Source organism: Gemmatimonadota bacterium (genome assembly GCA_040388625.1).
Taxonomy (GTDB): domain Bacteria; phylum Gemmatimonadota; class Gemmatimonadetes; order Gemmatimonadales; family Gemmatimonadaceae; genus Fen-1247.
The window spans coordinates 233,966-259,822 of record JAZKBK010000002.1; the positions used below are offsets into that span (position 1 = coordinate 233,966).

30 protein-coding genes are annotated in these 25,857 nt (G+C 60.3%); 20 read left to right on the forward strand and 10 right to left on the reverse strand.

Annotated elements, in window-relative coordinates:
* Nucleotides 1–138: 138 nt before the first annotated feature.
* Entirely contained in the window at nucleotides 139–669 is a 531-nt protein-coding gene (locus V4529_04710; GenBank protein MES2357625.1) for a hypothetical protein, read from the reverse strand.
* A gap of 26 nt (nucleotides 670–695) precedes the next feature.
* Nucleotides 696–1,172, reverse strand: a complete 477-nt coding sequence (locus V4529_04715; GenBank protein MES2357626.1) for a hypothetical protein — start codon at nucleotides 1,170–1,172, stop codon at nucleotides 696–698.
* Between the two features lie 306 nt (nucleotides 1,173–1,478).
* On the opposite strand from V4529_04715, the gene V4529_04720 reads away from it, so the two are divergent.
* The 7 genes from V4529_04720 (at nucleotide 1,479) to V4529_04750 (ending at nucleotide 9,311) form a co-directional block, all read left to right on the forward strand.
* Nucleotides 1,479–3,935, forward strand: coding sequence for a carboxypeptidase-like regulatory domain-containing protein (locus V4529_04720; GenBank protein ID MES2357627.1), 2,457 nt, complete (start codon nucleotides 1,479–1,481; stop codon nucleotides 3,933–3,935).
* Between the two features lie 72 nt (nucleotides 3,936–4,007).
* On the forward strand, nucleotides 4,008–4,526 hold the full coding sequence (locus V4529_04725; protein MES2357628.1) for a sigma-70 family RNA polymerase sigma factor: 519 nt from the start codon (nucleotides 4,008–4,010) through the stop codon (nucleotides 4,524–4,526).
* Complete coding sequence (locus V4529_04730) at nucleotides 4,523–5,317, forward strand: hypothetical protein (protein ID MES2357629.1); 795 nt, start codon at nucleotides 4,523–4,525, stop codon at nucleotides 5,315–5,317. Before V4529_04725 ends, V4529_04730 begins: the two co-directional genes overlap by 4 nt.
* Before the next feature lie 201 nt (nucleotides 5,318–5,518).
* Nucleotides 5,519–6,928: an argininosuccinate lyase gene (argH, locus tag V4529_04735; protein ID MES2357630.1), complete on the forward strand. Its 1,410-nt coding sequence runs from the start codon at nucleotides 5,519–5,521 to the stop codon at nucleotides 6,926–6,928.
* 14 nt (nucleotides 6,929–6,942) lie between these two features.
* A complete protein-coding gene (locus tag V4529_04740) occupies nucleotides 6,943–8,484 on the forward strand; it encodes an FAD-dependent oxidoreductase (GenBank protein MES2357631.1) in 1,542 nt (513 codons plus the stop codon).
* Nucleotides 8,485–8,499: 15 nt separating this feature from the next.
* Nucleotides 8,500–8,892, forward strand: a complete 393-nt coding sequence (gene crcB / locus V4529_04745) for a fluoride efflux transporter CrcB (GenBank protein MES2357632.1) — start codon at nucleotides 8,500–8,502, stop codon at nucleotides 8,890–8,892.
* Nucleotides 8,893–8,894: 2 nt separating this feature from the next.
* A complete protein-coding gene (locus tag V4529_04750) occupies nucleotides 8,895–9,311 on the forward strand; it encodes a DUF190 domain-containing protein (protein ID MES2357633.1) in 417 nt (138 codons plus the stop codon).
* Between the two features lie 55 nt (nucleotides 9,312–9,366).
* Here the strand turns inward: V4529_04750 and V4529_04755 are convergent, their stop codons facing one another.
* The gene (locus V4529_04755; protein MES2357634.1) at nucleotides 9,367–9,933 is read right to left on the reverse strand and encodes an outer membrane beta-barrel protein; all 567 of its coding nucleotides are present in this window, start codon (nucleotides 9,931–9,933) and stop codon (nucleotides 9,367–9,369) included.
* Between the two features lie 163 nt (nucleotides 9,934–10,096).
* Nucleotides 10,097–10,642, reverse strand: a complete 546-nt coding sequence (locus V4529_04760; protein ID MES2357635.1) for an outer membrane beta-barrel protein — start codon at nucleotides 10,640–10,642, stop codon at nucleotides 10,097–10,099.
* Between the two features lie 56 nt (nucleotides 10,643–10,698).
* Here V4529_04760 and V4529_04765 point away from each other — a divergent pair, with 56 nt between their 5' ends.
* On the forward strand, nucleotides 10,699–11,073 hold the full coding sequence (locus V4529_04765; protein ID MES2357636.1) for a hypothetical protein: 375 nt from the start codon (nucleotides 10,699–10,701) through the stop codon (nucleotides 11,071–11,073).
* Between the two features lie 109 nt (nucleotides 11,074–11,182).
* Here the strand turns inward: V4529_04765 and V4529_04770 are convergent, their stop codons facing one another.
* Both V4529_04770 and V4529_04775 read right to left on the reverse strand, forming a co-directional pair.
* The gene (locus V4529_04770) at nucleotides 11,183–11,395 is read right to left on the reverse strand and encodes a cold shock domain-containing protein (GenBank protein MES2357637.1); all 213 of its coding nucleotides are present in this window, start codon (nucleotides 11,393–11,395) and stop codon (nucleotides 11,183–11,185) included.
* A 185-nt stretch (nucleotides 11,396–11,580) separates the two neighbouring features.
* Nucleotides 11,581–12,027, reverse strand: coding sequence for a hypothetical protein (locus V4529_04775; protein ID MES2357638.1), 447 nt, complete (start codon nucleotides 12,025–12,027; stop codon nucleotides 11,581–11,583).
* A 30-nt stretch (nucleotides 12,028–12,057) separates the two neighbouring features.
* On the opposite strand from V4529_04775, the gene ispG reads away from it, so the two are divergent.
* Entirely contained in the window at nucleotides 12,058–13,308 is a 1,251-nt protein-coding gene (ispG, locus tag V4529_04780) for a flavodoxin-dependent (E)-4-hydroxy-3-methylbut-2-enyl-diphosphate synthase (GenBank protein MES2357639.1), read from the forward strand.
* On the forward strand, nucleotides 13,262–14,263 hold the full coding sequence (locus V4529_04785; GenBank protein MES2357640.1) for a DUF3667 domain-containing protein: 1,002 nt from the start codon (nucleotides 13,262–13,264) through the stop codon (nucleotides 14,261–14,263). Before ispG ends, V4529_04785 begins: the two co-directional genes overlap by 47 nt.
* On the opposite strand, the gene V4529_04790 is transcribed toward V4529_04785, so the two are convergent.
* Both V4529_04790 and V4529_04795 read right to left on the reverse strand, forming a co-directional pair.
* Complete coding sequence (locus tag V4529_04790; protein MES2357641.1) at nucleotides 14,260–14,745, reverse strand: GAF domain-containing protein; 486 nt, start codon at nucleotides 14,743–14,745, stop codon at nucleotides 14,260–14,262. The two genes, V4529_04785 and V4529_04790, sit on opposite strands and share 4 nt — an antisense overlap.
* A gap of 18 nt (nucleotides 14,746–14,763) precedes the next feature.
* Nucleotides 14,764–14,898, reverse strand: coding sequence for a hypothetical protein (locus V4529_04795; GenBank protein ID MES2357642.1), 135 nt, complete (start codon nucleotides 14,896–14,898; stop codon nucleotides 14,764–14,766).
* A gap of 140 nt (nucleotides 14,899–15,038) precedes the next feature.
* On the opposite strand from V4529_04795, the gene V4529_04800 reads away from it, so the two are divergent.
* Complete coding sequence (locus V4529_04800; protein ID MES2357643.1) at nucleotides 15,039–15,674, forward strand: DUF5640 domain-containing protein; 636 nt, start codon at nucleotides 15,039–15,041, stop codon at nucleotides 15,672–15,674.
* A gap of 84 nt (nucleotides 15,675–15,758) precedes the next feature.
* On the opposite strand, the gene V4529_04805 is transcribed toward V4529_04800, so the two are convergent.
* Both V4529_04805 and V4529_04810 read right to left on the reverse strand, forming a co-directional pair.
* Nucleotides 15,759–17,399, reverse strand: coding sequence for an AAA family ATPase (locus V4529_04805; protein MES2357644.1), 1,641 nt, complete (start codon nucleotides 17,397–17,399; stop codon nucleotides 15,759–15,761).
* A 131-nt stretch (nucleotides 17,400–17,530) separates the two neighbouring features.
* On the reverse strand, nucleotides 17,531–18,070 hold the full coding sequence (locus V4529_04810; GenBank protein MES2357645.1) for a plastocyanin/azurin family copper-binding protein: 540 nt from the start codon (nucleotides 18,068–18,070) through the stop codon (nucleotides 17,531–17,533).
* A 279-nt stretch (nucleotides 18,071–18,349) separates the two neighbouring features.
* Here V4529_04810 and hisG point away from each other — a divergent pair, with 279 nt between their 5' ends.
* Genes hisG through hisIE form a run of 9 tightly spaced genes read left to right on the forward strand, consistent with a single transcriptional unit; the run spans nucleotide 18,350 to nucleotide 25,586 of the window.
* On the forward strand, nucleotides 18,350–19,273 hold the full coding sequence (gene hisG / locus V4529_04815; protein ID MES2357646.1) for an ATP phosphoribosyltransferase: 924 nt from the start codon (nucleotides 18,350–18,352) through the stop codon (nucleotides 19,271–19,273).
* A complete protein-coding gene (gene hisD, locus V4529_04820; protein MES2357647.1) occupies nucleotides 19,270–20,595 on the forward strand; it encodes a histidinol dehydrogenase in 1,326 nt (441 codons plus the stop codon). The genes hisG and hisD overlap by 4 nt, the downstream gene beginning before the upstream one ends.
* On the forward strand, nucleotides 20,592–21,623 hold the full coding sequence (hisC, locus tag V4529_04825; protein MES2357648.1) for a histidinol-phosphate transaminase: 1,032 nt from the start codon (nucleotides 20,592–20,594) through the stop codon (nucleotides 21,621–21,623). Before hisD ends, hisC begins: the two co-directional genes overlap by 4 nt.
* Entirely contained in the window at nucleotides 21,620–22,216 is a 597-nt protein-coding gene (hisH, locus tag V4529_04830; GenBank protein ID MES2357649.1) for an imidazole glycerol phosphate synthase subunit HisH, read from the forward strand. Before hisC ends, hisH begins: the two co-directional genes overlap by 4 nt.
* Nucleotides 22,213–22,926 carry a 1-(5-phosphoribosyl)-5-[(5-phosphoribosylamino)methylideneamino] imidazole-4-carboxamide isomerase gene (locus tag V4529_04835; protein ID MES2357650.1) on the forward strand — a complete coding sequence of 238 codons (714 nt, stop codon included), beginning with the start codon at nucleotides 22,213–22,215 and terminating at the stop codon, nucleotides 22,924–22,926. The genes hisH and V4529_04835 overlap by 4 nt, the downstream gene beginning before the upstream one ends.
* Nucleotides 22,923–23,474, forward strand: a complete 552-nt coding sequence (locus tag V4529_04840) for an imidazoleglycerol-phosphate dehydratase (GenBank protein MES2357651.1) — start codon at nucleotides 22,923–22,925, stop codon at nucleotides 23,472–23,474. The genes V4529_04835 and V4529_04840 overlap by 4 nt, the downstream gene beginning before the upstream one ends.
* On the forward strand, nucleotides 23,471–24,235 hold the full coding sequence (hisF, locus tag V4529_04845; protein ID MES2357652.1) for an imidazole glycerol phosphate synthase subunit HisF: 765 nt from the start codon (nucleotides 23,471–23,473) through the stop codon (nucleotides 24,233–24,235). Before V4529_04840 ends, hisF begins: the two co-directional genes overlap by 4 nt.
* Nucleotides 24,232–24,999 (forward strand): histidinol-phosphatase, encoded by a 768-nt coding sequence (hisN, locus tag V4529_04850; GenBank protein MES2357653.1) that lies wholly within the window; start codon nucleotides 24,232–24,234, stop codon nucleotides 24,997–24,999. Before hisF ends, hisN begins: the two co-directional genes overlap by 4 nt.
* On the forward strand, nucleotides 24,993–25,586 hold the full coding sequence (gene hisIE / locus V4529_04855) for a bifunctional phosphoribosyl-AMP cyclohydrolase/phosphoribosyl-ATP diphosphatase HisIE (protein ID MES2357654.1): 594 nt from the start codon (nucleotides 24,993–24,995) through the stop codon (nucleotides 25,584–25,586). Before hisN ends, hisIE begins: the two co-directional genes overlap by 7 nt.
* The last annotated feature ends 271 nt before the right edge of the window (nucleotides 25,587–25,857 follow it).

Consider the following 25,857-nt stretch of genomic DNA (forward strand, 5'->3'; position numbering starts at 1 on the left):
ACTCCACACGCCTGGCAGGGTGTGGCGCTTTCGTCATTGTTCCTCATCATTGTTCCTCATTCGAATTCATCCGGTTTCAGGTCCAGGAATATTCAGTGCAAGAGTCGCTACCGTCGGGCCGTTGGCGGGTTCGATTATCTAACTGTTCACAAGAATCGTCCCCGCAAGAACGATGGACGTCCAGAGCACAATGCTCGCTATGGCGGTATGGCGCAGCTTGCCCCAGAGCAGTTGCTCATTCGCGACATTGACATGCAACTGGGAACGGTTGCGGAGTGCTGTCTCTGTACGCTCGAGCATTACCCCGTTGGCGAGGAGCAGCACGACAAGCGTCATCTTGATCAGAAACACTGGTGAAGTTCCGAATGTCTCTACATCCGACGTAGCAAGCAGAACTCCGCTTCCGAATAGCACGCCCAGACCAATCAGGACTGGCTGGTGAACGTCCTTGATCTCGCGAAGTAGCATGGCACGCTCGTCGGACGTGCCTCGCAGCGCCCTGAACGTTGCGCGGTCGGCTGCGATCGCGAATCCACCCGCGAACAGAACCCCAGCGAGATGGAGGAACGTAACTCCGTCCGAAATGACCTTCGAATTGCTGAAGAGCGACTGCCACGGCTTGAGAACACCGGCGAGAGTGTGGAGTCCGGTCGTGTAACTGAGAATCATCGGGGATTTCGTTTGCTGGAGACTGGTTATTTGTCGAACAGCCACATGATGGCTGTCCCTGCAGTGGCAAGCGCCATCGATCCGACCGACACAGCCCGATGCCGCTGAGCATCGTGGATGCTGTTCTTCGCGTTACCACCGATAGCGCCCGCCCATGCAAACCCGGCATCGGCGCCAAGCATCGCAACGGAATGAACTATTCTCAGAGTACGGTTCGACGGATCCTTGCGCGAATCCCAGAGATTCCAAGCCCCGGTTACGGTATTCACGCCGAAAAGCACGGCAAGACCGCCTGCGACGCCGACGTGGGCCGCCTTGAGCGATGATGGTGGAAATCCGGTTCGCTCATCACGAAGAAGTCTCTCACCCAACACGTACTCGGCGCCAAACAGCGGCAGCTCCGCATAACTGGCGACCCGGTGAACAGTGAGTCGCGTGTAGTACGCATCGCTGTATTCGATCGCGCGCGGGCGGTGCGTCGTGTCACCGGGTAAGGACTCCATCGTATCCTGCTCGATACGGGGAGAAAATCCAAATGGAATCAGACGTGGCCCGACAGACACCGCGGACGTCGTACTACCCGAATCAGGCACGGCCAGGGAACCCGGGGTGCGGCTGCCGAAATACCTGGCCTCTGGCATTGATGGCGGAGTTGCTGCCAGAATCATAGCGATCAGTGCGGTGATCATTGGAGATTGTGAAAGTGGCCGTGTTAGTTTTTAGACAGTGGACGCGAGAGACACGGTGCCGATGGTCAAAGGAAGAACGTCCGAGCAGGCAGTATTGTGACGCAAGGCAACGGAAGCGGCATGCCATCACGGATGCGCGCGCGCGGCCCGTCGGTGCGCCGCGCTCTGGTCAGGCGCGGACGGCTGCTGTGCGTCGTGGCCTGTTGTGCATTATCGAGCCAAGTCCTCGCGGCGCAAGCGCTCTCCGACACGCTTCATGCGCCAAGTCCGTCGACCGGAGCCGTGTACGGTACGGTCAGCCTGGCGACAGGTACGCCAGTGGTGCATGCCCGGATTGAAGCGGTCGGGACCCATGACACGACATTCTCTGACAGTCTCGGTTCGTACACTATTGCCCACCTTCCTGCAGGAACACGCACGCTCCAGATTACCCGCGCCGACCTCGATCCGCTGACGATTCAAGTAATTGTGCCAGGCACAGGGAAGCTGCACGTCGACGTCATTCTCTCGCAGTCCGTGGTGGTTGCGCCAGCGCGTCTGTCGCCAGTACACGTGAAGTCCTCACAGGCGACCGCGCTCGATACGGATGTCAGAGCCCCCGTCCGGATACCAGGAACCTGGGAGTGGACGGGCAATATCCAGGACGCATCCGAGACAAGTGGCGAGCCGGACGCTTTACGATTGTTGGCGGGCGACCCACGGGAGATGATGCGCCCAGACGGCTACGACGGTACCGCCGTGAATGCAGCGACAGGTTCGCTGGCAGATCGTGTGTTCGTCGATGGGTTGCCCATGTGGAACGCGGTACATGGCCTCGGCGCGCTGACCGCGATCGATCCCGATGTCGTGAGCGGTATCAAAATATCCGACGGCTCGGCCTCTGCACGCTCTGACGATGCACTTTTCGAGACAGCCGATCTGCAAACTCGCGAAACCACTCTTACCAAGCCGTCTTTCGGCACCGGCTTCGGCCCGACTACCATGCGTGCATGGTGGGCTGATCCAATTCGCGTCGGTACGATCGACGGACAGCTGCTGGTCGCGGCCCGTCGCAATTCTGATGCTATGACATCCGCCCGAAGCAATGCGAACTCGGTAACCGATCGTTGGGGCGATGGTCTTACAGTGCTGTCAATACATCACGGACGCAGCAATGTGCGGCTTGTGGCGGTTGGCAGTGGAGATCGCCTCGTCGCCGACATGGATGAGGCAGCGGTCGGCGCGAAGAGTGATGCAACGTTGGTAACGAGTTCAGACCACGCGCTCAGGGTACCGTGGCAATCGATGACTGTTGGCGGTGTGTGGACAGAGCAGTTGTCGCCATCATACAAACTCCTGACGCGTGCGTGGAATGCGGAATTCACGGCTGGCACGAATGCTGGCGCTGCACCCGGCGTTGCAACGATGTCCAATCGCGCTCGCGATGTAGGCTTTGCGAGTGAGCTCGACTTGGCATCGTTTGCGATCGGAGCGTCGATCGAAAAGATTCACACGTCGTATGCTGCTGAGGTATCTTCGGATGATAGCCTTCCGATCCGCGATATCGAGCACGCTGGCACTGGCAGTATGTTCGCCAGGACCACGCATTACGGGGCAACTGCAGATCCTGCAGTCATTGCTGCTTACGCCGAGCGACGTTGGGGTGACGTTGGTGGACATTGGTTCGCAATGTCCGGGGTGCATCTAACTTCGCTGTCAGGCCGCACACCAAACATCGAGCCTCGGTTATCCGTATCGGTCGACCTCGGAAAGCGTATGTGGATGACCGCAGGCTACGCGGATACGCATCAGTTTGTTCAGGCGCTCAGAGACATCAGACTCACCCCCGGTGCGCTCGTGCCCGTGGGCCTGCCGATAGCGGCTGGCTCCTCGGGGGTCCCCGTTGCTGCAGCTCGAACTCTCACCGCGGACGTCAGCAAGAACCTCGGCTTCGACACGCGGGTTACCGTCGACGCATACGATCGGAAGTTCGATGGCTTGATCTTGCCGACGTCAACAACGACGCCGCGCGCTTTTGGAGATGCATTCGATGCCATGGACGGTCAGATCTTCGGCTACGGGGGTGCTGTACGATCGACGATACAGAACCTCAGCCTCCAGGTGACGTATGGTTTTCAGCACGCGATCTTGACGCGAACTTCTGCGCCGTACCCACTGCCTCGCGAAACCGCACAGACTACCTCGGCCATCGTCGAATTGCGAGCACGACCGACAACCACTTTGAAGATACTGGGGTCGTTCGGATCCTCATTCCTCGGTATCCAGAGCCCAGCGAATGCGGACGCTGACGGGGCCGGGGCAAACGTCCGAGAGGAAGACGGAATACCCGAAGCGCGAACGTTGAGCGCAGTTGGGTTGACGTCGGATCCCCTTCCGACATATATGCGAGTCGACATGGGCGTCAGCCATGAATGGCGTGCCACCAGAGCAGGCAGAATTATTCTCACCACAACCCTGGCAAATATCTTCGACCGATCGAACGTGGTTGCCCTTCCGCCGCGTAATGAGCGAGACGGACAGCGTTTCTTCGGTCTGACACCCAGATCTCTGATGGTCGGAATTACCTGGCGCCGGTGATTTGATTCACGTGCGAACTGTCACAAATGCCTCCGTACGCACGTTCTATTCGTGAAACCCGCGCCGGAACTCATGGGTCCTGACCTGGCATTCGAGGACGCGGTTACTCAGCTCTTTCGTCAGAAATTCGCGTCACTGTTTCGCTATCTCTATCGTTTGTGCGGAGACTCTGATCTGGCGTCGGACCTCGCGCAGGAGGCGTTCGTGAGACTGTACGAGCGTGGACGCGTTCCACATGAGCCGGCCGGGTGGCTCATTACTGTGGCGACTAACCTGTATCGCGACGCGGAGCGTACAGGAAAGCGACGCACGCGTATAAACACCAGTCAGCAAGCCGATCCATCGAATCATATCGACTCAACAACCCCGGATAACCAGCTTATCGCTGGCGAGACCCGGGACCGTGTACGAGCTGTACTCGCAATGCTTCCGTTACGCGACCGTCAGCTTCTTCTGCTACGTCATGAGGGATACAGCTACCGCGAATTGGGACACATCCTTGGAATCCAGGAGACGAGCGTGGGCACGCTATTACTGCGCGCGACTCGCGCGTTCCAGAGTGCGTTCATGGCAGCGGGGTCACGCGAATGACATCACATCTGACGGATGCCAGCCTGGCCGCGATGCTGGAACGCGACGATTCCGTCGCTGATGACGTGCGTTTGCATCTCGCGGAATGTGACCAGTGTCGCGCCGCTCTCACCGCGGCCAGGACTCAGATCATAGAAGTGAACCGCCTGCTGGAGCTACTGACGGTAACGCAACCAGAGATAGATCCAGTCGAGTTTGTTAGACAGGTCGCATCGGGTACCGGCCTTACAAGAGAGCACGCGCGCACGCGTCGTCTACGATCTCGTCGATTTGCACACAACGCGATTGCCGCAGCCATCCTCTTGAGCAGCGTCGCAGCGGCCGCGCTTGTAACACCCGCTACCATGCGTCGATTACTTCACGTGGCCGCCGTCGCATCCCGAATCACCTCAGACCAGCCATCCGCCGCTCCCGGAAAGTCGGATCGATCGCAACCATTACCGCGTGGCGTCGAGATATCTCCGCATGGACGAGTCGACGTTCTCTTTCGCTCCAGCCAGTTGGCTGGCTCCGTCCGCGTTGTTTCGGCTTCAATCGCGGAGCTCAGCGTCACAGGCACTGACGCGGGACCAACCTATACGGTGGGGAGCAACTCCATCATTGTCACGAACCACCCCTCGGATTCGCTCAGCTTCGTCGTCGGGGTACCCGCACTTTCGGACACTGATACGGTGTACATCCATGTTGCGGGACAAATCGTATACTCGAACATTGGCAATCGCGTAATCGCACCGCTATCAGCTGACCAGAGCGGTCAGATAGTATTGCCTTTCCAGAACTTGCGGCGCTGACGGCGCGATCACAGGGCGTCCTGGACCTGTCGTGAAGGCCCTAAGGCATTGGTCTTATTGCGTTTACCTTTATATATGACATGGCAAGCGGCATCCACGCAGACTGCGGACGACGCATCCGCTTGCCCGGGCCTGCCTCGATCTCGTACGGACGGCCTCCCGGTACCCGCCCCTGCAGAATCCACGCGATACCTTACGTAAATGACCGCCGACTCCCACAAACTCTGGGGTGGCCGCTTCGCCGCGCCCACCGCGCACGCACTCGACGCACTCAATCGCTCGATCGCCACCGACTTCCGTCTCTGGCCGTTCGACATCCGACTCTCCCAGGCGTGGGCCTCCGCGCTCGCTGAAGCTGGCGTCCTCACGGAAGAAGAGCGCGATCAGATCCGCGGCGGCCTCGACGTCGTCGCGGAAAAGCTCGCCAGAGGCGCGCAACCGGAAGAGTCCGACGAAGATGTGCATACGATGATCGATCGCATGCTCCACATCGAGGTCGGCGAACCCGCATCACGCCTGCACACCGGCCGCTCGCGCAACGATCAGGTAGCAACCGCCACACGCATGTGGACGATGGACGCATCAGCCAGAGTCGATACGGCCATTCAGGGTCTCCAGCGCGTAATGCTCGAGCACGCAGAGCGATTACGCACGACGCTGATCCCCGCGTACACACACATGCAGCGCGCCCAGCCGGTCTCCGCCGCACACTGGATGCTCAACCACTTCTGGCAGCTCGAGCGCGATCGCATTCGTGTGGCAAATGCCGCGGCCTCCGCATCGACCCTCCCGCTCGGCTCCGGTGCAATCGCCGGATGTGCGTTCCCCGTACCGCGCGACCAGATTCGCAAGGAGCTTGGCTTCGCGAGCATCTCCCGGAATTCGATTGACGCCACCGGCGATCGTGACTTCGTTGCCGACATGCTGTACGCCATGACGATGCTCGGCGTACACCTGTCCCGTCTCAGCGAAGATTTGATCCTGTACGGCTCCAGTGAATTCGGATTCGTAACCTTCGGCGATACGTTCAGCACCGGATCGAGCATGATGCCGCAGAAACGCAACCCTGATGCGCTCGAGATCGCACGCGGCTCCGCCGGAAGAATGCTCGGCAACCTCACGTCCATCGTAGCAACGATAAAGAGCCTGCCGAGTGGCTACAACAAGGACCTGCAGGACGACAAGCGCCCCATGTTCGATTCGGTAGATACCATGCTGCTCGTGCTCCCCGCCGTCGCCGGAACACTCGGCGAGCTCCGCTTCAACGCGCAGCGCATGCGCGCCGCTCTCTCATCCAGCATGATGGCAACGGACCTGGCCGACTATCTCGTCGCCAAGGGCACCAGTTTCCGCGAAGCGCACGGCGTCGTGGGTACTCTCATTCGCACCAGCGAAACAAACGGTGTCGAGCTGGACAAGATGCCGTTCAAGACATTTGCGGCCGCACATCCGTCGTTCGACCACGACGTATTCGACTGGCTCTCGCCTGATGCCTCGGTCGCTCGCCGCAACGTCCCTGGCGGAACAGGCCCCGATGCAGTAGATGATCAGATCACCGCGGCGCACTCGGCACTAGGCGCGGCTGTCCGCAGGTTGCAGCTCATTCCTTGAACTGAGGCGGTACGATGTCCGGCACGCCCGACGAAACACCCACAGGTCCCGATCTATCCGCGGGAATTCCAGCATCATCGGTCGCAGACGGCGCCATGCTGCTTGGTCATGTAGGTAACGATCCTGTTCTCGTCGCGCGCACCGGCGGGTCGCTGTACGCAATTGGTGCAACCTGTACGCACTACGGCGGACCACTCGCCGAAGGAATAATCGTCGATGACACCGTTCGTTGTCCGTGGCATCATGCGTGCTTCAGCCTCAAGACAGGTGAGCCGTTGCGTGCGCCCGCACTGGATCGCGTCGCATGTTACCGCGTCGAGGAAAGTGCCGGCACCGTGTTCGTGCGCGACGCCATTGAGCCGCCATCGGCGTACCTGCGCAAGCTTTCCAGTCCTCCGACATCAATCGTCATAATCGGCGCCGGCGCCGCCGGCGTTGCCGCCGCGGAAATGCTGCGCAGATGCGGCTACACCAATTCGATCAAGCTCTTCGACCAGCTTGAGACGCCACCGGTGGATCGCCCCAATCTTTCCAAGGATTATCTCGCGGGCACGGCAGAAGAGGAATGGGTCAATCTCCGGCCCGATGATTTCTACACGTCACACGATATCGAGCTGATTCGCGGCCGCCGCGTGAGTCGCATCGACACCAGGGCACACACCGTCCTCACGGATGACGGCGCGACCACGAAGTTCAGCGCGCTGCTTCTGGCGACCGGCAGCTCACCCGTGCGTCTTCCCGTGCCGGGCGCCGACCTGCCCACAGTGCACTATCTGCGCACACTCGACGACAGCAAGGCTATCATCGCAGCTGCACAAACCGGTAAGCGTGCTGTCGTTATCGGTGCAAGCTTTATTGGTCTCGAAGTCGCTGCATCACTTCGCGCGCGCAATGTGCAAGTCACCGTAGTTGCGCCGGAATCCTTGCCGCTCGAACGGATCCTCGGTTCCGAGCTTGGCAGAATGGTGAAGGCCTTGCACGAGAGCAAGGGTGTCACTTTCAAACTGGGTGCGAACGTCAAGTCCATCACGCCGGATGCGGTTCAGCTCGCCGATGGCACATCGCTTCCGGCAGACTTCGTTGTCGTCGGCGTGGGAGTTCGTCCCGACGTTGCAATTGCGCAGGATGCCGGCATCAAGGTCGATAACGGCGTCGTGGTCAGCGCGACACTCGAAACGTCCGCCCCTGGAATTTTTGCCGCCGGTGATATCGCATCGTGGCCCGATCCGCGCTCTGGCCAGATTCGGGTCGAGCACTGGGTCGTTGCGCAACGCCAGGGACAGACCGCCGCGCGCAACATGCTGGGTGCGAATGAGGCGTTTACACTCACTCCGTTCTTCTGGAGCCGTCACTACGATCTGCAGATCAACTATGTCGGCCGGTCGTCCCGCGACGACAAGCGTAAGGTCGATGGTGATCCGATGAAGCACGACTGCACTGTGACATTCGCGCCGTCGGGAGATGTTGTCAGCGCGCAGGCCGACGTCGGCCGCGATCGATCCAATCTACTGGCCGAAGCGCGGCTGGACGGCGAAATTACGCAGCGTGATTCCTGACGCCCTGCCCCAATGTTGACGATCTGGTACATCGCTGCCGGCAGCGCCCTCGGCGGCGCAGGCCGGTACGTGATAGGCACCGCGCTGCAACAACGCTTCGGCCTCGCCTTTCCGGTTGGTACGCTCATCGTCAACATCACCGGGAGTCTGCTGCTTGGCTTTCTTCTCCGCCTGGCACTTGGCGGAAGCCAGATCTCGCCCGAGACGCGCATCTTTCTTACCACCGGATTCTGCGGCGGCTACACCACGTTCTCGACGTTCACCTACGAAACGGCGGTCATGGTCGAGAGTGGCCAGTATCGTCGCGCTGCAGTGTACATCACGCTGAGCGTCGTTCTGTCGCTGGTCGCGACGTTCGGCGGCTTTGCGCTTGCACAATCTGCTCTCACCTTCCGCGGCAGAGCCTGACGATGACGATGCGTGGCCTCAAGGGCGAGCGCGTGCTGATGCGCATTCACATCGGCGAGCGCGACAGGTACGAGGGAAAGCCGTTGTACGAAGCGCTCGTCAATCTGCTTCGCACTCGCGGATATGCAGGCGCTACGGTTTTCCGCGGTGTCATGGGCTACGGCGCAAGCGGCCGGCTAGCAACCGATCACATGGAGCTGCTCGCATTCGATCTCCCACTCGTGATCGAGTGCGTGGATACGCAGGAAAAGATCGAAGCGATTCTGCCCGAGATCGACATGATGATCGACGCCGGCCTCATCACACTCGAGCGTGCGAAGGTGATTCTCTACCGAGGCAAACGCAACGACTCGCCGCCGCACACGCTTCCCGAGGAAGACAGAATAGACATCACGGGAGACTGGCAGCAGCAGAAATGAAAACAGCCCCTGGTCAGAGTGACCAGGGGCTGTGTCGTCGTGCATTACGGCGCTACTAGAACATCACACCGAACGTGATTGGGACGAAGCTGGTGCTTCCGCCACCATCATTGTTGAAGTGGTTGTAGCGTGCTTCCACGAAGGCGTTGAAGCCGGACAACGGAATCGTCAGACCACCGCCGAGGTCGAAGCCGAACTTCGTGCCGCTGCTTGCTGAATACGTGCTGCCGCCCGACGAGGTGCTGACGCCTGGCTTGAAGCCACCAATGCCTCCGATGACGTACGGGCGAATTCCAGTCATGGTCGAAATGTCGTAGACCGCGTTGGCCGTGTACGACCATACGTGCGCGTTGGCGTTGCCGGATCCCTTCGCGCCGAAGTTGTCGTAGTTCACATCACCGCGAAAACCGATTGGAATCGCCGGCGATCCAAGTCCCACGTGGCCGCCGATGTTGTAGCCGGTGTTTACACTGTTCGACAAATCACCCGTGGGGATCGATGCGCCACCAGAGAGGCCCAGCGAGAACGGCTTCGTCGCACTCGTTACACTCTGCGCGCCTGCAACAGTTGCACTCGAGATCACTATCGCTGCAACCGCTGCAAACTTTGAAAGACTTACCATGAATTGCTCCCCTGAGAGGTTCTAATCAAACGCGCCTCGGATTTTGAAAATCCGCGGCGCGACAGTAACACTTTACTTCTATGCTAGGACGATTCAGGGGTTCCGCGGGAACAGCAAGAACATTCGTTTATTCGTTCATTTGCCATGTTCGCGCATCAAATGTTTAGAACATCACTCCAAATGTCACTGGGATGTAGTGGATGGATGTGTACGGTGTCGTCTCCGAGCGGTTCACATCGTGGTATCGAGCCTCTATGAATGCGCCAATGCTGGTGTAGGGGAGCGGGAAGGCAACGCCGGCACCCCCGTTCGCACCGAAGTCATTTTCGCGTTTCGCAGCACCGGGCAAACGAAGTGGATACCAGCCAGCGCCGCCTATGAGATACGGCTTTACGTAGCCAACTCTGAACGCCACCACGAGATTCGCAGTCAACGAGTTTATGTGGATGTCCTGGACGCGCGCGCCCGCGACAGTCTTGCCGTTGAAGCCGGCGTATCCATAGTCGATCCGCATGCCGAGCGGAGATTCCCGGGGCCCTATCGAAAGAGTCGCGAGCCCAGCTGCACCCGCTGAATAGTTGCCGTCGAGCCGTCCCACGGGGATCGCGGCCCCCCCAGCCAGGCCCAGGTGAAGCGAACTTTGGGCCCGTGCCGAAGGTGCCAGACTCATTCCGATTATGGCTGCTATAGCCACGGCCGAGTGCTTCATGTATAATATCCTAATATGCTAGGTTAATTTTAAATATCCTCTGATCTTAGGATATTATGCCGCTCTACAACACCGCTACAGCCGCAACTGCCATCGGAGTCACCAACAAGTGGCTCGATAACCTGCTGTCCCACAACCACATACCCGGAGTCCAGAGCGAGTCGCGGGGCGTATCCCGCCGCCTTTCACTCGCAGCCGTCACTCAGATAGCGCTGACCAGGGAACTCGTCCATCTCCTGAATGTTCCCGTGCCCACGGCCGTGCAAGTCGCCTCCACCATGCTGGCTGACCCGGATGGCAAGAGCCTGGCCGATTCACCCATACGCATGACCATCGACCTGCACGAGTTCCAGGCTGACGTGCTGCAGTGCCTCGCCCGCGCCGTAGAGCTCGCCCCCACCCGCCGGCGAGGACGCCCGCCCAAAAGATAAGCTGATCCGCCTTCGGGCGCGTGCCCGACGCACGTGGGAACAGCGCCCGCAACGAAAGAGGGGCGTCCCTTTCGAGACGCCCCTCTTTCGCCATTGCTTCAGGATCGCGTTACCCGTTCATCCGGGTGACATTCTCCGCCGCAGGCCCCTTTTGCCCCTGGACGATGTCGAACTCCACCGCTTCACCCTCTTGCAGCGACTTGAAGCCGTTGCCGGAGATGGCGCTGTAGTGAACGAAGCAGTCCTTCTGACCGTTGTCGGGTGTGATGAAACCAAACCCTTTCGCGTCATTGAACCACTTCACCTTTCCGGTCGTGCGCATTCCAACTAACTCCTGAATAGAAACTTGTCCGGAAGCAGGAAACGCCTACCCTGACAATACTGCGGGTAGTTCAGATCCCCCGCACAGATCCATAGGACGATCCTATGCTGGGCCACAAAATATTGGCGGCCGGAATTTTAGGCAATAGACAAGTTTTCCCTTCAAATTGATCCTGCGGCCAACGGTTACTGCACGACCCTGAATGCCTGCACGAAGTATCTGGTCTCGCCAAAACAGGTTGTGGGCACGCCCCTGTGCTCCCCGTATGACAGGGTCACTTGCTTCCCACCCGCCAGTTGGAGTGCCCTCGCCACCGAATCGTTCCGGACCGTGAAATCGAACACGGCCGCGCCCTTCCCGGTCGTGTCGCCAGGCGCCGCCGCCGCCGCCCCCGGTATGGGCGCCACCGCAAGCTCGCCTTCCCACGTCTTACAGAGCCATCCGCGCTGAGTCAGGTTCTTCACGTAACCAGTTCGCTCCCCGGAGGAATACACGAAGCCCAGCGTCCCCCAGGTCCAGAGTCCCGCGCCAAGTATCAGCACCAGCACTACCGGTACGCCAACCCTGAGCCACAGCCGGCGTTTCTTCTTCGGCGTTGTCGCTGCTTGCGGTATCGGTTCGCTCGACGTCATCCCTTTTCTCTCCGCGGTTACTTTTCGAGTATGCCCTTCGGACCGCGCAGAAGAACGGTGACGACCCTCGTCGGCGACGTCGCCGTCGGGTCAGACCATCCGGTCGTGGTGCAGTCCATGACCAACACAGATACCGCTGACGTCGGTGGCACCGTCGCCCAGGTTGCGGCACTCGCCGCCGCTGGATCTCAGCTCGTACGTGTCACTGTCAATAATGAGCCTTCAGCAGCCGCCGTGCCGGAAATCGTCAAACGGCTTGCTGATCTTGGAATCGATGTCCCCATCGTCGGCGACTTCCATTACAACGGCCACATCCTGCTCGCAAAGTACCCCGACGCAGCACGTGCTCTCGCGAAATATCGCATCAATCCTGGAAACGTGGGCGGTAAGCGACGCGACGAACACTTCCGCACCATCGTCCGGATCGCCATCGACAACTCCAAGCCGGTCCGCATCGGCGTAAACTGGGGCTCGCTCGATCAGGACCTTCTCACTTCCATGATGGACGAGAACGCGATCCGCCCCGATCCCCTCGGCGCACGCGACGTCTACATCGAAGCAATGCTCGAAAGCGCACTTCGTTCGGCAATACTCGCCGAAGAGACTGGCTTGGGACACGATCGGATCATCATCTCCGCCAAGGTCTCCGGTGTCAACGATCTCGTCGACGTCTACCGCCTCCTCGCCGCACGTTGCGATTATCCGCTTCATCTCGGTCTGACCGAGGCGGGACTCGGCATGAAGGGGATCGTCGCCAGTACCGCCGGTCTCTCGATTCTGCTGAGCGAAGGGATCGGCGACACCATTCGCGTCTCGCTCACCCCAAAGCCGGGCGGCGACAGAACCGAGGAAGTACTGGTCGCGCAGCAGATCCTCCAGTCACTCGGTTTGCGATCGTTCACACCGCAGGTGACGTCATGTCCCGGCTGTGGCCGGACGACGTCGACATTCTTCCAGCACATGGCGGAAGACATCCAGACCTACCTGCGCGAGCAGATGCCTGCATGGCGCGCACAGTACCCTGGCGTCGTCGAGATGAAGGTTGCAGTGATGGGGTGCATAGTGAACGGACCCGGCGAGAGCAAGCATGCCAATATCGGCATCTCCCTTCCAGGCACATTCGAAGACCCCAAGGCTCCCGTGTACGTCGACGGCAAGCTTGCCGTGACGCTCAAAGGTGATAACATCGTTCCCGAGTTCCTGAAAATTCTCGACGACTATGTGGAACGAACCTATGGCGCCACCAGCGGCGCGGGAAGCAACATCACAGCTGGAGTCTGATCCGCCGATAGCAGCGACGCAGGGCGGCGCCTGCCTCAACTGCGGTACGAGTCTCACCGACGCATTCTGCGCCCACTGCGGTCAGCGCGCGGGCGATACGCGCCTGTCAGTGCGCGACATTGCGCACGAAGCTGTCACGGAGCACTTGGGGTTGGACAGCAAGGTTGCGCGCACCCTCGTCACACTGCTGTGTCATCCCGGCCGCCTGACGATCGAATTCCTCTCGGGCCGCCGCGTTCGCTACGTTCCTCCGCTGCGCCTCTATCTATCTCTGAGCGTGTTGTTCTTCCTTTGCTCCGCGACCAGCGCCAGATTGAACGGCTCGAATGCGACCGGGGTGGTTCGGTTCGACACATCCGGAGCTGCGAAAAGACCGGGACAGATCATCTCGTTCGACACAACCACTCCGGGGAAGAGCCCCGGAAATGCAACGCTGAGCAAGTCTGTCGACTCGACTCACGTCACGTCGAATCCCATGCCCGGAATCACGATCGATACGATGCACGGGAATGCATTGACGCTGCTCCTTCGCCGCCGGATCGGGCGTCGCGCCGCATACATGCAGAACCACAGGGCTGAAGCTTCCGCTCGCATATCCGAAGCGTTTCAGCATGATCTTCCGGACGCTCTCTTCCTTCTCGTACCAGGGCTCGCGTTCGCGCTGTGGGTACTGTTCCACGGCGAACATCGTTACTTCGCCGAGCATCTGGTATTCGCGATGCACTTTCAGGGCTTCGCCTTCGCAGCGCTGACCATCGGACTGCTCCCGATACCGTTCATCGATGCGATTACGGGTTTCACGATTCTGGTGTATCTGTTCCTGGCGTTGCGGAGAGTCTATGGCCAGGGCGTCGCGTTGACTACGGCGAAGTTCGCCACAATAGTCGTCGGTTACGGTATCTCGCTGGCGGTGATCATGGGACTCGTAGCACTTACGGTGTTTCTCTTCGCCTAGCGCGCGAACCGCGAAAGTATCTGGGCGAGGCCGCGTTCGTCTTCGGAGTCGAATGTGCCGGTGTGCTCCGAATCGATGTCGAACACTGCTATCAGATCGCCGCTCGAGTCGATTACCGGAAGCACGATCTCGGAACGCGCGCTCGCATCACACGCGATGTGGCCGGGAAACGTATCCACGTCCTGCACCACGACCGCCCGACGCTCGGCCGCGGCGGTGCCACAGACGCCGCGTCCGAATGCGATTTCGAGGCAGCCCAGTGTGCCCTGGTACGGACCGACCCGCATCAGCTTGCCTGGTGTCACGACGCGGTAGAAACCGGTCCACAGGAAACCAAATGCGTTGTGGACCAGCGCGCTCACCGTCGCCATCTCGGCGATGTCATCATCGATGCCGTCCAGCACGGCCTCGATATGACTTGCGAGCTCGCTATATGCCTGACTCTTTGGAATTCCGCGCAGGTCCAGGGTTACTTCGGCCATGCACGAAAGCTAGCACGTTTACTTGAATATTCCGAAGTGTCCCAGCAGCCACCACAGAATGATGAAGATGAGAATCGTTCCGCAGCCGCACCCACCGCCGCCCAGTTTCTTGGCGCCGTAGCCCGCCGCGATCCCGCGTAGAATCTTGCTCATGAGGCCTCCCCTTATGCACGGACCGTACCGGGCACTGTACCGGCTTTGTTTCACCAATGCCCGTCAAATCGTCTTTTTCGAGCATTTCTCCCACGAACGACAGACTCCGCCAGCCGCACAGCCACATCGTGATGTCGCCAATGAAGACCTTATCGCTTATCGGAATAGCCGCTCTCGCATTGATCTCCAGCAGTTCCATCGGAGCCCAGACTTCGACCCAGTCTATCGTCGGTGCCTGGCGCGCAGATGCACCCCTCCCGAATGGAGTGGTCCAGACATTCCGATTCGATGCCGATGGCACGTTCGACCTGGCTCAGGCACTCGCAGTAGAAGGCCAGTACCGGATCGATGGTAACCAGCTGATCGAAACCGTAACTCTACCCAATGTCGGTGTGACACATACCGACACGGCAACGTTTACCATCGCCGGTGATTCTCTGGTCGTGAGCGAGCGGACGGGTACACCTCCGCGGGTATTGCGCCGTACGGGCGCTGCCGTCCCGTCTTCGCCAATCGTCGGTGATTGGGTGATTACGGTCGGCGCCGGAGTCGCTGCACACTACGTCTTCACCACCGACGGTGCGATGCACATGCACGCACAGGTCGGCGACGAAAAAGGGAAGTACGTGGTGCGCGGCGACACGCTGCATCTGTCCAATGATCAAACCTTCCAGCTGCCTGCCACGGCTCTCTTCACCGTCGCCGACAGCGTGCTCACGCTGACTCCGCAGAACGGAAAGCAGGCGCGTCAATTTCATAAAGTGGCGCCTCGCTAGCTGACACAGGGTGCGACGCTAGCCGCACCCACGATTCGCGAGATTCGTCATCCGCACGAAGTGGGAATGACAGATGGACCCCTTCTACAACCGCGGCGCCTCGTCATCCCATAGCACGATCCCATGCACCAGCTTCCCCGCTGCGCGCAGGTTCTTCACCGCCGCTCGAAGATCTGCGATCTGCGTCACACCCACCCGTGCGCACACGACCACATCTGCCGCCGGTATGATCGTGTTGGTCTTGAGCTGAGCGTAACTCGATGGGGCAACTATCACGATGAAGTCATAGCGACGCTCCATCCTGGCAAGCGTATCGTGCAGCTTGCGGACTGCTTCCGGCGATGCTGTGCCGATGCGCCCGTGACCGCTCGGCAGCACATCGAGTGGACGATCACGCCCGACAGTGGTTGGTACGATCGCGCTGAACAGGTCGACCTCCCCACTCAGCACACCACGTAATCCGGGATCGGATTCGATTCGTAATACCGACGACACAGAGCTGGTGGACGGATCGCCATCCACCAGCAAGGTGCTCCGGGCTTCATAAGCCGCGACAGCAGCGAGATTGGCAGCAATCGTGGCGACGACGCCGGGAATGTCACCCGTCACGGTTACGATCGGTACACTCGCTTCGGTGGCCGCAAGATGCAAGTACAATGTCCGATAGCTCTCGGACGTCAGGTCGATCAGTGGCGGCGTCTCGATATCCGACTGACGTCTGCCACGCTCCACGATGCTTCCAGGCTGTATCACACTGAGAACGCGCACGTTCGACACAGCTTCACCTTCACGCATGTGCGCCACGCGTGGATGACGCATTTCGCCGATGAACACGACTACGAACCCAACGGCAAGGGCAATCACAAGAGCCGCAGCCAGCATGGCGATCGGCGGCGCACCGACATTCGCGACCCTCCGCGCCTGCGTCGCCACCGTATCGATTCGCGCGTTGACACTCCGTAGAGAATCGAGTCGCTGGCGCGCCTGCAGGAATTCCTGCGTCGCACTCTCCCGTGCACCCACAAATGCTGTTGTATCCACGTGCGTCGTCTGGAGCGTCGGTAACGGCGGCGGAGGAGCCAGGAGAGGCGCGAGGCGCGCACGCAATTCCGATTGCTTCTCGGATGCGGCATCGCGAATCGATCGCCCCAATTCATTCACTCGCGCCGTCAACGCCACGTAGATCGGATCGCCCGCACCCAGCGCGCCGAACGGCGCACGCAGCTTGTCCACCTGATCCAGCGAATCCAGCCATACTCGAACGCGTTGGTCCTTCGCGAGCGCCGGTGATTCACCCAGCGCCCTGAACGCTGGCGGCAACGGCGAATCCGCGGCGTGCGCCATCGCTGCAGTGAGCGACGCAAGCAACGCGCTGAGCGAATCGCGCTCCGCGCGGAGCGCCGGCGATAGCGTGTCCTGGGGAACAGCGACCGGTTGCTGTAACGCTACAATCCGACGCGCTGCGGCAAGCGCCGAGTCCGCCTGTCGTATGGAGGCGCGCGCAAGAGCGAGTGCGTCGGCTGCTGCCGATGTGTCAGCAGTTTTCTCGACCGGGCGCTCACTCGTGATGCGCACCAGACGCGTCGTCTCGCGCGGAAGAAGCACTAGCCCGATCAGCGCGCACACGAAGGCAATACCTGTGACGATGCTCGCCAACGCCCGCCGCCTGAGTGCGTTGCGCGCTCGCGCGGCGATCCAGACGTACGTCGGATTACCCGGCGGCATTCAATACCAGATCAGAAGCTCCGCTCACTGTTCGGCTCGGCCAAGGTTGCTACGCCAAACAAAACGAACCGGCTGCCCCGGAGCAAGTTCAGCTCCAGGGCAGCCGGTGAGATGCGAGATCGCAGTCGGTACTACTGAACCGTGATGGCCTGCTTCATACCCATTGCGAGGTGCGGCGTGCAGTGCGCCTCGTACGTGCCCGGCGGAATCTTCGCGAACGAGATCGTGTAGGTCTCATTCGGCTGAACCAGGAGCTTGCCAGCGAGATCGCTCATCTGATCGGGCATGTTCGCAGATAGCTGCGGCTTGACCGCCGCAGGAATCAGAGCTGGATCGAATGCAACGTCGTGTGGGCCACCGCTGACGTTGGTGTAGCGGATCCCGTCGCCTTCCTTGATCGTGATCGCGGCTGGCTCAAAACGATAGCCCTTCGCGTCGCCGATCATCTTCACATCGTGGATCGTACCGGTGATCGGGGCCGCCGCAACAGCACCAGCTGCTGGTGCCGCGGCAGTCGAGGTCGAACCCGCGGCCGCAGCCGCAGTTGTATCAGTTGCTGGGGTGGTCGCAGCAGCCGTCGTGTCGGCAGCCTTCTCGCCACCGCCGCATGCGGCAAGCATCAAGGCGCTAGCCGCTATTGCAGTAAAACCGAAATACCGCATCTGCTTCATTCTCCTAGATAAGTGCGCCCGACGAGCGCTCTCGCCGAGCATTGTGAAACTATTCACAAACCGCGCCTAATTCAATGTTGACAACAAATCCGTCTCCGACCACATTGAAGGCATGGCCCGTACCGCAACCCACCATGCTCATCATCTCCATGTCCTGACGGACCGGGGATTTTGTCGCACGTGATGGGCTGACCAGCCATACCATCCGCGATCTCCGGCCCGTCCTTCTGGACGGGCTTTTTTGTTTTCCAGTCCAATCTTCTCCTATTTCACACTCAAATGACCCCGGCTGAATTCCAGCTCGAACCATTGGCTTCCCGCACCCTGATCCCCCCGGTCCTCCGGATCGCGCTTCCGAACAAGGGGCGTCTGGCCCAGGATACGCGCGATCTTTTCACCGACGCAGGCCTCGAAGTCCGCGCTTCCAGCGATCGAGCCCTCAAGGCCTCACTCGGCGCAGACTTCGAGGCAATCTTCGTTCGGGCCCAGGATATCCCTGAGTTCGTGTCCGACGGCGCCGCAGACGCAGGAGTTACAGGGCTGGACCTCATCGCCGAGAACAGGCGCGGTGTGGTCTCCAGACTCGACCTCGGATTCGGAAAATGCCGCCTCTCCATGGCCGCCCGGGAGGAAAGCGGAGTCGATGATTTCTGCCAATTACCGCCGCGGTCCCGGGTTGCAACGGCATTCCCCAACATCACGGCACGCTTTTGCGCCGAGGCTGGGCTCGATCTCGAGATAGTGCCGATCTCGGGCGCCGCCGAGATCGCGCCTCACCTTGGCATCGCTGACGTCATCGTGGACCTGGTCTCCACGGGATCCACCCTCAAGACCAACGGTCTGCGAGAGATCGGCACCATAATGCAGTCCACGGCCCAGCTGGTCGTCGCCGAGAATCGGACCGCCTGGCCCGCTGCCAAGGAAACGGCTCTGCAGGAGCTGTGTACGGCACTCGAGTCAGTGACCTCTGCACGCGGCCAGCGCTACCTCATGGCCAATGTGCCACGAGACCGTCTCGACGAAGTCCGTCAGGTCCTTCCAGGACTCAACGGCCCTACCGTAATCGACGTCCTCGACGGAGGCAGACATGTCGCCGTTCACGCGGTCGTGGCCGCGTCTGCGATATATCGAACTATTGCGGATTTGAAGGCAATCGGGGGAGAAGGGATTCTCGTAACTCGCATCGAGAGACTGATGCGATGATAAGCGATCCTAACTTGCGTAAAGTTTGGCTAACAGAGCGTATATCCAGCCTCACAGATAGCTCTAAAAAAACGCTTTTCTCGCGTAGCTCTTCGTCAGGTGATGCGGTTGCGGTCGCGACGGCAGCACTCCTTGATGCAGTCAGGCTCCGCGGTGACAAGGCCCTGTCTGAGATGGCGAGGGACTTCGATGGAGTCCATATGGCCGCCTTCGAGATCGCTCGCCCAGCCTGGCGGGCTGCTCTCGACTCCCTCGATCGCAGTCTCGTCGGGGCGATGGAGCGAAGCATCCGGAATCTCGAATCCGTGCAGCGGGCCTTCCTCCCAACGACCTCGGAGACGTCGCCCGAACCGGGTATCCTCGTCGGGCGCCGGCCGGATCCTATCGATAGAGTCGGCATCTATGCGCCAGGGGGGCGTGCCGCCTATCCAAGCAGTGTCTTGATGGGGGCAGTCCCAGCCCGGGTAGCCGGCGTGCGTGAACTGATCCTTTGCTCGCCGCCTGGTCCGTCAGGACTTCCGTCCGCGGTAGTTCTTGCGGCCGCCGAGCTTGCGAACGTCGACCGAGTATTCGCACTCGGCGGGGCAGGGGCAATTGGCGCGATGGCGTATGGAACGGAGACCGTCCCAGGCGTGGATCGGATAGTCGGGCCTGGAAACGCATATGTTGCCGAGGCCAAGCTCCAGGTAGCGGGTGTTGTTGCGATCGACTCGCCGGCTGGCCCGAGCGAGCTGCTCGTAATCGCTGACGCGACTTCCGACGCTGACGTGGTGGTACGGGAGGCGCTGGCTCAGGCAGAGCACGATCCACGTGCGGTTGTCGTGGTCGTTGCCATCGGGCAGAGTGTCGCGGACTGTATTGTCGAGCGGCTCGTCGGCGCGACTTCGGCGCAGACCAGGCGCGAGGTCATCGAAGAGTCGCTACGAACGCGCGGCGCGGTATTGTGCGCGGCGGACGTCGACGAGGCGATCGCTTTCAGCAACTCTTTCGCGCCGGAGCATCTGCTTCTCGCGGTAGCGAATGCACGCGAGCTGCTTCCGCGCTGCCGTAACGCGGGGACGATATTTGTCGGCGAGCGCAGCTCCGTTGCGTTTGGTGATTACATGACCGGCGCCAATCACGTTCTTCCGACGGGTGGGCTTGCACGCTCCTACTCGGGTCTGTCGGTGCTCGACTTCATGCGCTGGACGACATACCAGGTGATCGATCCTGCCGTCGCGAAGGGTTTGACGGAAGACGTTGGAGTATTCGCAGATGCGGAGGGTTTGCCTGCGCACGCCGCGGCAGCACGACAGTGGATGTCCGTCGGAGCGGCACAGTGACACGCGAAAGCTACAGGTCCATTTCGCTGTATGCCCCGAACCGTGCGCCGGCAGCTATAGATCTCAGCGACAATACCAACCTCTGGGGTGTTCCTCCGGCTGCTCTGAGTGCGATTACAGATGCCGCGTCGGGCACGATCACGCGTTATCCGGCGTTGTACGCGGCGGATGTGAAGCAGGCGATCGCAGATTATGCAGGAGTGGCACCTGAGATGGTGGTGACCGGATGCGGCTCGGACGACGTACTTGACTCCGCGATCCGCGCGTTTGGTGAGCCGGGTGATGTTGTTGCTTATCCCGATCCCTCGTTCGCGATGATTCCCATCTTCGCTCGGATGAACGGCCTCGTCGGCGCGCCGATTCCGCTTACAGCACAGTACGATGCGGACGTCCAGCGATACATCGAGACAAACGCGATTATTAGTTACCTGTGTTCGCCGAACAACCCTACCGGTGCATCCTTCTCGCGCGACGCGATCGAACGGGTCGCCTCTGGTGTTACGGGTATCGTGATCATCGATGAAGCATACGCCGAGTTCGCGGGCTGGAACTGTCTGGATTTGCTGGCGCGGTTTCCCCGTGTCGTGATCACGCGCACGTTATCCAAGGCGTTCGGCCTGGCCGGTCTTCGGGTTGGTTATGCGCTGGGTGATCCGGAGCTGGTAGCGGAGATAGAGAAATCGCGCGGACCATACAAGGTGAATGCGATCGCTCAACACGCAGCAGTTGCAGCTCTCACGGCAGACCGTGCCTGGGTCGATCGCCACGTTCGGGATGCCATTGTGAATCGCGACCGATTGCGAGAATCGCTCATGGCGATTGGGTTGGAGCCGTTGCCAAGTGACAGCAACTTCGTGCTGGTCCCTGTCAGGAATGCAGCGGAGCTCGATCGGCAGTTGCGTACGCGCGGCATCGCCGTTCGGCCATTCGTTGCGCTACCCAATATCGGAGACGCCTTGCGCATATCGGTTGGCCCGTGGCAGCTGCTGGAAGAATGCATCGCCGCATTGCAGGAGTGCGCTATATGAACGGGAAGACAATCATCACCGTCTTCGACTACGGCGCCGGCAACATGCATTCGCTGCTGAAGGCTCTGGACATCGGGGGCGATGTCGAAGTGCGAATGCAGACCGACCCAGAGGAAGCGCTGGAAACTGACGCGCTGGTTCTGCCCGGGGTGGGGGCCTTCACCAATGCGGCTGGCAGGCTTGCATCCGGTGCTCCCGCGATGCGCGATGCGATCCTCGCCGGTTTACCGACTCTCTGCATCTGTCTCGGGATGCAGCTGCTCTTCGACGACAGCGAGGAGGGACCTGGCACAGGACTCGGCGTCATACCAGGCCACGTGCGCAGGCTCAGAGCGAGGAGGATTCCCCAGATTGGATGGAATGAAGTCGAATCGCTCGATGAAGCGCTGCCGCAGGTTGCATATTTCGCGAACAGCTATGTATGCGAACCGGATGATGACGACTGTATCACGGCATATACGACCCATGAACGCGACCGATTCGCTTCGGTCGTGACTGTCGCCAACACTGTCGGGGTGCAGTTCCATCCCGAGAAGAGCTCCCGGGCGGGAGTCAGCTTCGTGCGAGACTTCGTCAACGGAGTGATTCGATGATCGCGATACCAGCGATAGACATTCGCGATGGAGCGTGCGTTCAGCTCGTTGGCGGTTCGTATGACGCGGAGCAGGTGAGGCTGGATGACCCTCCCGGCGTCGCGCATAAGTGGGAGTTTGCGGGCTTTCGCCGTCTGCATGTCGTCGACCTCGACGCGGCGACCGGACGCGGCAACAACGCGGAGATGATCCGTGAGGTGTTGCGCGCAACTTCAATGGAAGCACAGGTGGGCGGCGGCGTACGCGATGAAGATCGAATCGAGTCGCTGCTTCGGGATGGCGCGCAACGCGTGGTTCTTGGTACGAAGGCGGTCGAGAGCGCCAACTGGCTCGGTGACATGGCGGAAGCATTTCCGGGTACGTTGATCGTAGCCGCCGATGTACGCGACCGGCATGTCGTCACGAGAGGCTGGACGCGTACATCGGACCGTTACGTGCTGGATTTCATTGAGGAGCTCAACGCACTTCCGCTGGCCGGTGTAATGGTCACGGCCGTGCACAAGGAAGGTCTCATGGAAGGAACCGATCTCTCTCTCATGGAAGATGTGGTGGAGGAGAGCGAGCATCCGGTGTGTGCCAGCGGCGGTATAGGCACGATCGGTGATCTACGTGCACTCGAGGACCGGGGAGTGGCATCAGTTGTCATAGGGATGGCGCTATATACGGGCGCTATCGATCCAGGAGCCGTTGCTGAGGAGTTTGCCGAATGAGTGAAAGAACAGTGGTGGAGCGCAAGACGCGCGAGACGCAGATCCGGCTCGAGGTTCAGCGTGGAGAAGGGAAGGGTGACGTTGCAACCGGTGTTCCGTTTCTGGATCACATGATGGTTACGTTCGCACGCTACTCGGGCCTCGACGTGACCTTGCGCGCGACTGGCGATCTGAGACATCACACCATCGAGGATGTGGCGATCGCGATGGGCTCGGCGATCGCTGACGTTATCAAACCGTCCGCGGCACGCTACGGCGATTGTACCATTCCGATGGATGAGGCGCTGGTTCAGGCGTGCGTAGATATGGGTGGCCGTCCCTATTATAGAGGGCCGGTGCCGAGTGGTCTGTACGATCACTGGATGCGTTCCTTCGCGGACAATGCGAAGGCGACGATCCACATTCGTGTCCTGCGCGGCGTCGACCGGCACCACATTGTTGAAGCTGCGTTCAAGGCTCTCGGTTTGGCGATTCGCAAGGCGATGATCGACACTGGAGCTGGCGCCGTATTCAGCACCAAGGGTTCCGTTTCGCTGGACGTGAAGTGACTCTCACGCGCAGACTGATCGTGTGTCTCGACGTCAGGGACGGCCGGGTGGTGAAGGGAACGCGCTTTGTGAATCTTCGCGACGTTGGTGATCCAGTCGAGTTGGCTGCTCGATACGAAGCGGAAGGCGCCGATGAGATAGTCTTTCTGGATATCTCGGCGAGTGTCGAAGGGCGCGGTACGCTGCTGGATGTGGCGCGGCGAACCGCCGAGAAGCTGTTCATTCCGCTTACCATCGGTGGTGGAGTGCGAGGCGCGGCTGACGTGGCTCAGGTGCTGCGCGCGGGCGCGGACAAGGTGGCAATCAATTCTGCCGCCGTACGGAATCCGGAAGTGCTCAGCGAGGCGTCGGCGATGTTCGGTGCTCAATGTGTCGTGTCCAGCATAGACGCCAGACTGATCGACGGATCCTGGCGCGTGGTCACCCATGGCGGACGCACCGCAACCGGACTTGACGCCATTGAGTGGGCGCGCGAGTGCGAGAGGCTCGGTGCAGGCGAGATCCTTCTGACGAGCATCGATCGTGACGGATCTCGTGATGGATACGATATCGACCTGACCTGCGCCGTCGCGGACGCCGTGAGCGTGCCCGTTATTGCATCCGGCGGTGCGGGTTCTGCGCATGACGTAGTGGACGTCATTCAATCGGGGCACGCGGATGCGGCGCTGGTTGCTGGTATCCTGCATGACGGTACGACGACCGTATCCGAGCTCAAGACATACATGAGAGAGTCACTATTGCCTGTGAGAGATGCTGCGTGAGCGAATCATATCTTGATGCCGTTACCGAGCTTGCGCGCATTGCAGGCGACTTTGCGATGTCGCACTATGGCAAGTCACTCACTGTAGATGTGAAGCACGATGGATCTCCCGTGACTGTCGCTGATCGCGGTGCAGAGGAGCGCGCTCGCGCGTGGATCGAGAAGCGGTTTCCTGAAGACGGGATTCTGGGCGAGGAGTTCGGCGATGTGCGTCCAACCGCGCGGAGACGCTGGATTCTCGATCCGATCGATGGGACCAGGAGTTTCATCAGAAGAGTTCCACTATGGGGAACGCTCATCGCCGTCACCGAAGGAGAATCCGTGCTCGCGGGGTGCGCATATTTTCCGGCGGTCGCCGAGACTGTGGCTGCGGCAGCAGGGGAGGGATGCTTCTGGAACGGTGTGCGCTGCAGCGTATCATCGACCGCAACGATCGCCGAATCTACCATCGCGATAACCGATGATCGGTTCGAAGGGCGCCCTGAACGCGCAACTGCATGGCGGCGGCTCGCCGCGCAGGCCAGCGTATCGCGCACGTGGGGCGACTGCTACGGGTATCTTCTGCTTGCAACCGGGCGAGCCGACGTGATGGTCGACGACGTGGTAGCACCGTGGGATTCGGCTGCGCTCTATCCAATAGTTACCGAAGCTGGCGGCTCGTTCACGGATTGGAGTGGCACAGCCACGGCCTTCGGCGGTGACATCATCGCCACCAACGCTGCTCTGGCCGGGCCGGTGCGGGACCTGCTGGTTGCAGCATCATGACAGTCGGCGATCTGGATTTCAGCAAGGGCGGCGGTCTCGTCACGGTGGTGACGCAGGACGCGGTGACCGGTGCGGTGCTGATGGTCGCGCACATGGATCGTGAGGCATTTGAAAAGACCGTCGAGACTGGTGAGATGCACTATCGCTCCCGCTCGCGCGGGCTGTGGCACAAGGGTGCTACGAGCGGAAACGTGCAGCATGTGGTATCGCTTACGCCTGATTGTGATGGCGATGCAATTCTCGCCCGTGTGAGAGCGGCCGGTCCGGCATGTCACAACGGCACAATCTCATGCTTCGATCAACCGGCGAATGGAGATGCGCTCACCGGGCTCGCGTCGGTGATCGAGTCTCGTGCACAGAATGCGGACGGTGAGAGCTATACGAGGAAGTTGCTCGCTGATCGCAATCTGCGACTCAAGAAGCTCGGCGAGGAAACCGCCGAGCTGGTGCTTGCGCTCGCTGATGAAGACCGCGATCGCGCGACGGAAGAAGCAGCAGATCTGATGTACCACATGATGGTCGCGCTGCGCGCGCAGAACATTTTGCTGGATCAGGTACGAGGCGTGATTTCGGCGCGCAATCGATAGGAACGAAGACTGGGGACAAGACCACCAAACCGGACTGTAAGCCTAAGATTGGGCCGATCAGTGGGGGAAGGTCAGGCCTTGCTTTTCAAGACGGTATCTGACCCCACTTCCCATCGAGGTAGCGTCGGCGCTCACCGACGTTGGGTTCGTGATCGAGCGGCTTGTCGAGCCGACACCGACAGAGGCCTTTCGACTCATCGATCCGGACGCGTACCGCCGGCTGCTCGAGCAACCCGAGTTTCTGATAGTTCGCGCTCGTGTCTCCTGAACT

Coding starts and splice junctions, on each gene's coding strand:
- V4529_04710 (MES2357625.1), bottom strand. CDS start 669: ATGATTCTCAGTTACACGACCGGACTCCACACTCTCGCCGGTGTTCTC.
- V4529_04715 (MES2357626.1), bottom strand. CDS start 1,172: ATGGAGTCCTTACCCGGTGACACGACGCACCGCCCGCGCGCGATCGAA.
- V4529_04720 (MES2357627.1), top strand. CDS start 1,479: ATGCCATCACGGATGCGCGCGCGCGGCCCGTCGGTGCGCCGCGCTCTG.
- V4529_04725 (MES2357628.1), top strand. CDS start 4,008: ATGGGTCCTGACCTGGCATTCGAGGACGCGGTTACTCAGCTCTTTCGT.
- V4529_04730 (MES2357629.1), top strand. CDS start 4,523: ATGACATCACATCTGACGGATGCCAGCCTGGCCGCGATGCTGGAACGC.
- argH (MES2357630.1), top strand. CDS start 5,519: ATGACCGCCGACTCCCACAAACTCTGGGGTGGCCGCTTCGCCGCGCCC.
- V4529_04740 (MES2357631.1), top strand. CDS start 6,943: ATGTCCGGCACGCCCGACGAAACACCCACAGGTCCCGATCTATCCGCG.
- V4529_04750 (MES2357633.1), top strand. CDS start 8,895: ATGACGATGCGTGGCCTCAAGGGCGAGCGCGTGCTGATGCGCATTCAC.
- V4529_04755 (MES2357634.1), bottom strand. CDS start 9,933: ATGGTAAGTCTTTCAAAGTTTGCAGCGGTTGCAGCGATAGTGATCTCG.
- V4529_04760 (MES2357635.1), bottom strand. CDS start 10,642: ATGAAGCACTCGGCCGTGGCTATAGCAGCCATAATCGGAATGAGTCTG.
- V4529_04765 (MES2357636.1), top strand. CDS start 10,699: ATGCCGCTCTACAACACCGCTACAGCCGCAACTGCCATCGGAGTCACC.
- V4529_04770 (MES2357637.1), bottom strand. CDS start 11,395: ATGCGCACGACCGGAAAGGTGAAGTGGTTCAATGACGCGAAAGGGTTT.
- V4529_04775 (MES2357638.1), bottom strand. CDS start 12,027: ATGACGTCGAGCGAACCGATACCGCAAGCAGCGACAACGCCGAAGAAG.
- ispG (MES2357639.1), top strand. CDS start 12,058: ATGCCCTTCGGACCGCGCAGAAGAACGGTGACGACCCTCGTCGGCGAC.
- V4529_04785 (MES2357640.1), top strand. CDS start 13,262: ATGGCGCCACCAGCGGCGCGGGAAGCAACATCACAGCTGGAGTCTGAT.
- V4529_04790 (MES2357641.1), bottom strand. CDS start 14,745: ATGGCCGAAGTAACCCTGGACCTGCGCGGAATTCCAAAGAGTCAGGCA.
- V4529_04795 (MES2357642.1), bottom strand. CDS start 14,898: ATGAGCAAGATTCTACGCGGGATCGCGGCGGGCTACGGCGCCAAGAAA.
- V4529_04800 (MES2357643.1), top strand. CDS start 15,039: ATGAAGACCTTATCGCTTATCGGAATAGCCGCTCTCGCATTGATCTCC.
- V4529_04805 (MES2357644.1), bottom strand. CDS start 17,399: ATGCCGCCGGGTAATCCGACGTACGTCTGGATCGCCGCGCGAGCGCGC.
- V4529_04810 (MES2357645.1), bottom strand. CDS start 18,070: ATGAAGCAGATGCGGTATTTCGGTTTTACTGCAATAGCGGCTAGCGCC.
- hisG (MES2357646.1), top strand. CDS start 18,350: ATGACCCCGGCTGAATTCCAGCTCGAACCATTGGCTTCCCGCACCCTG.
- hisD (MES2357647.1), top strand. CDS start 19,270: ATGATAAGCGATCCTAACTTGCGTAAAGTTTGGCTAACAGAGCGTATA.
- hisH (MES2357649.1), top strand. CDS start 21,620: ATGAACGGGAAGACAATCATCACCGTCTTCGACTACGGCGCCGGCAAC.
- V4529_04835 (MES2357650.1), top strand. CDS start 22,213: ATGATCGCGATACCAGCGATAGACATTCGCGATGGAGCGTGCGTTCAG.
- V4529_04840 (MES2357651.1), top strand. CDS start 22,923: ATGAGTGAAAGAACAGTGGTGGAGCGCAAGACGCGCGAGACGCAGATC.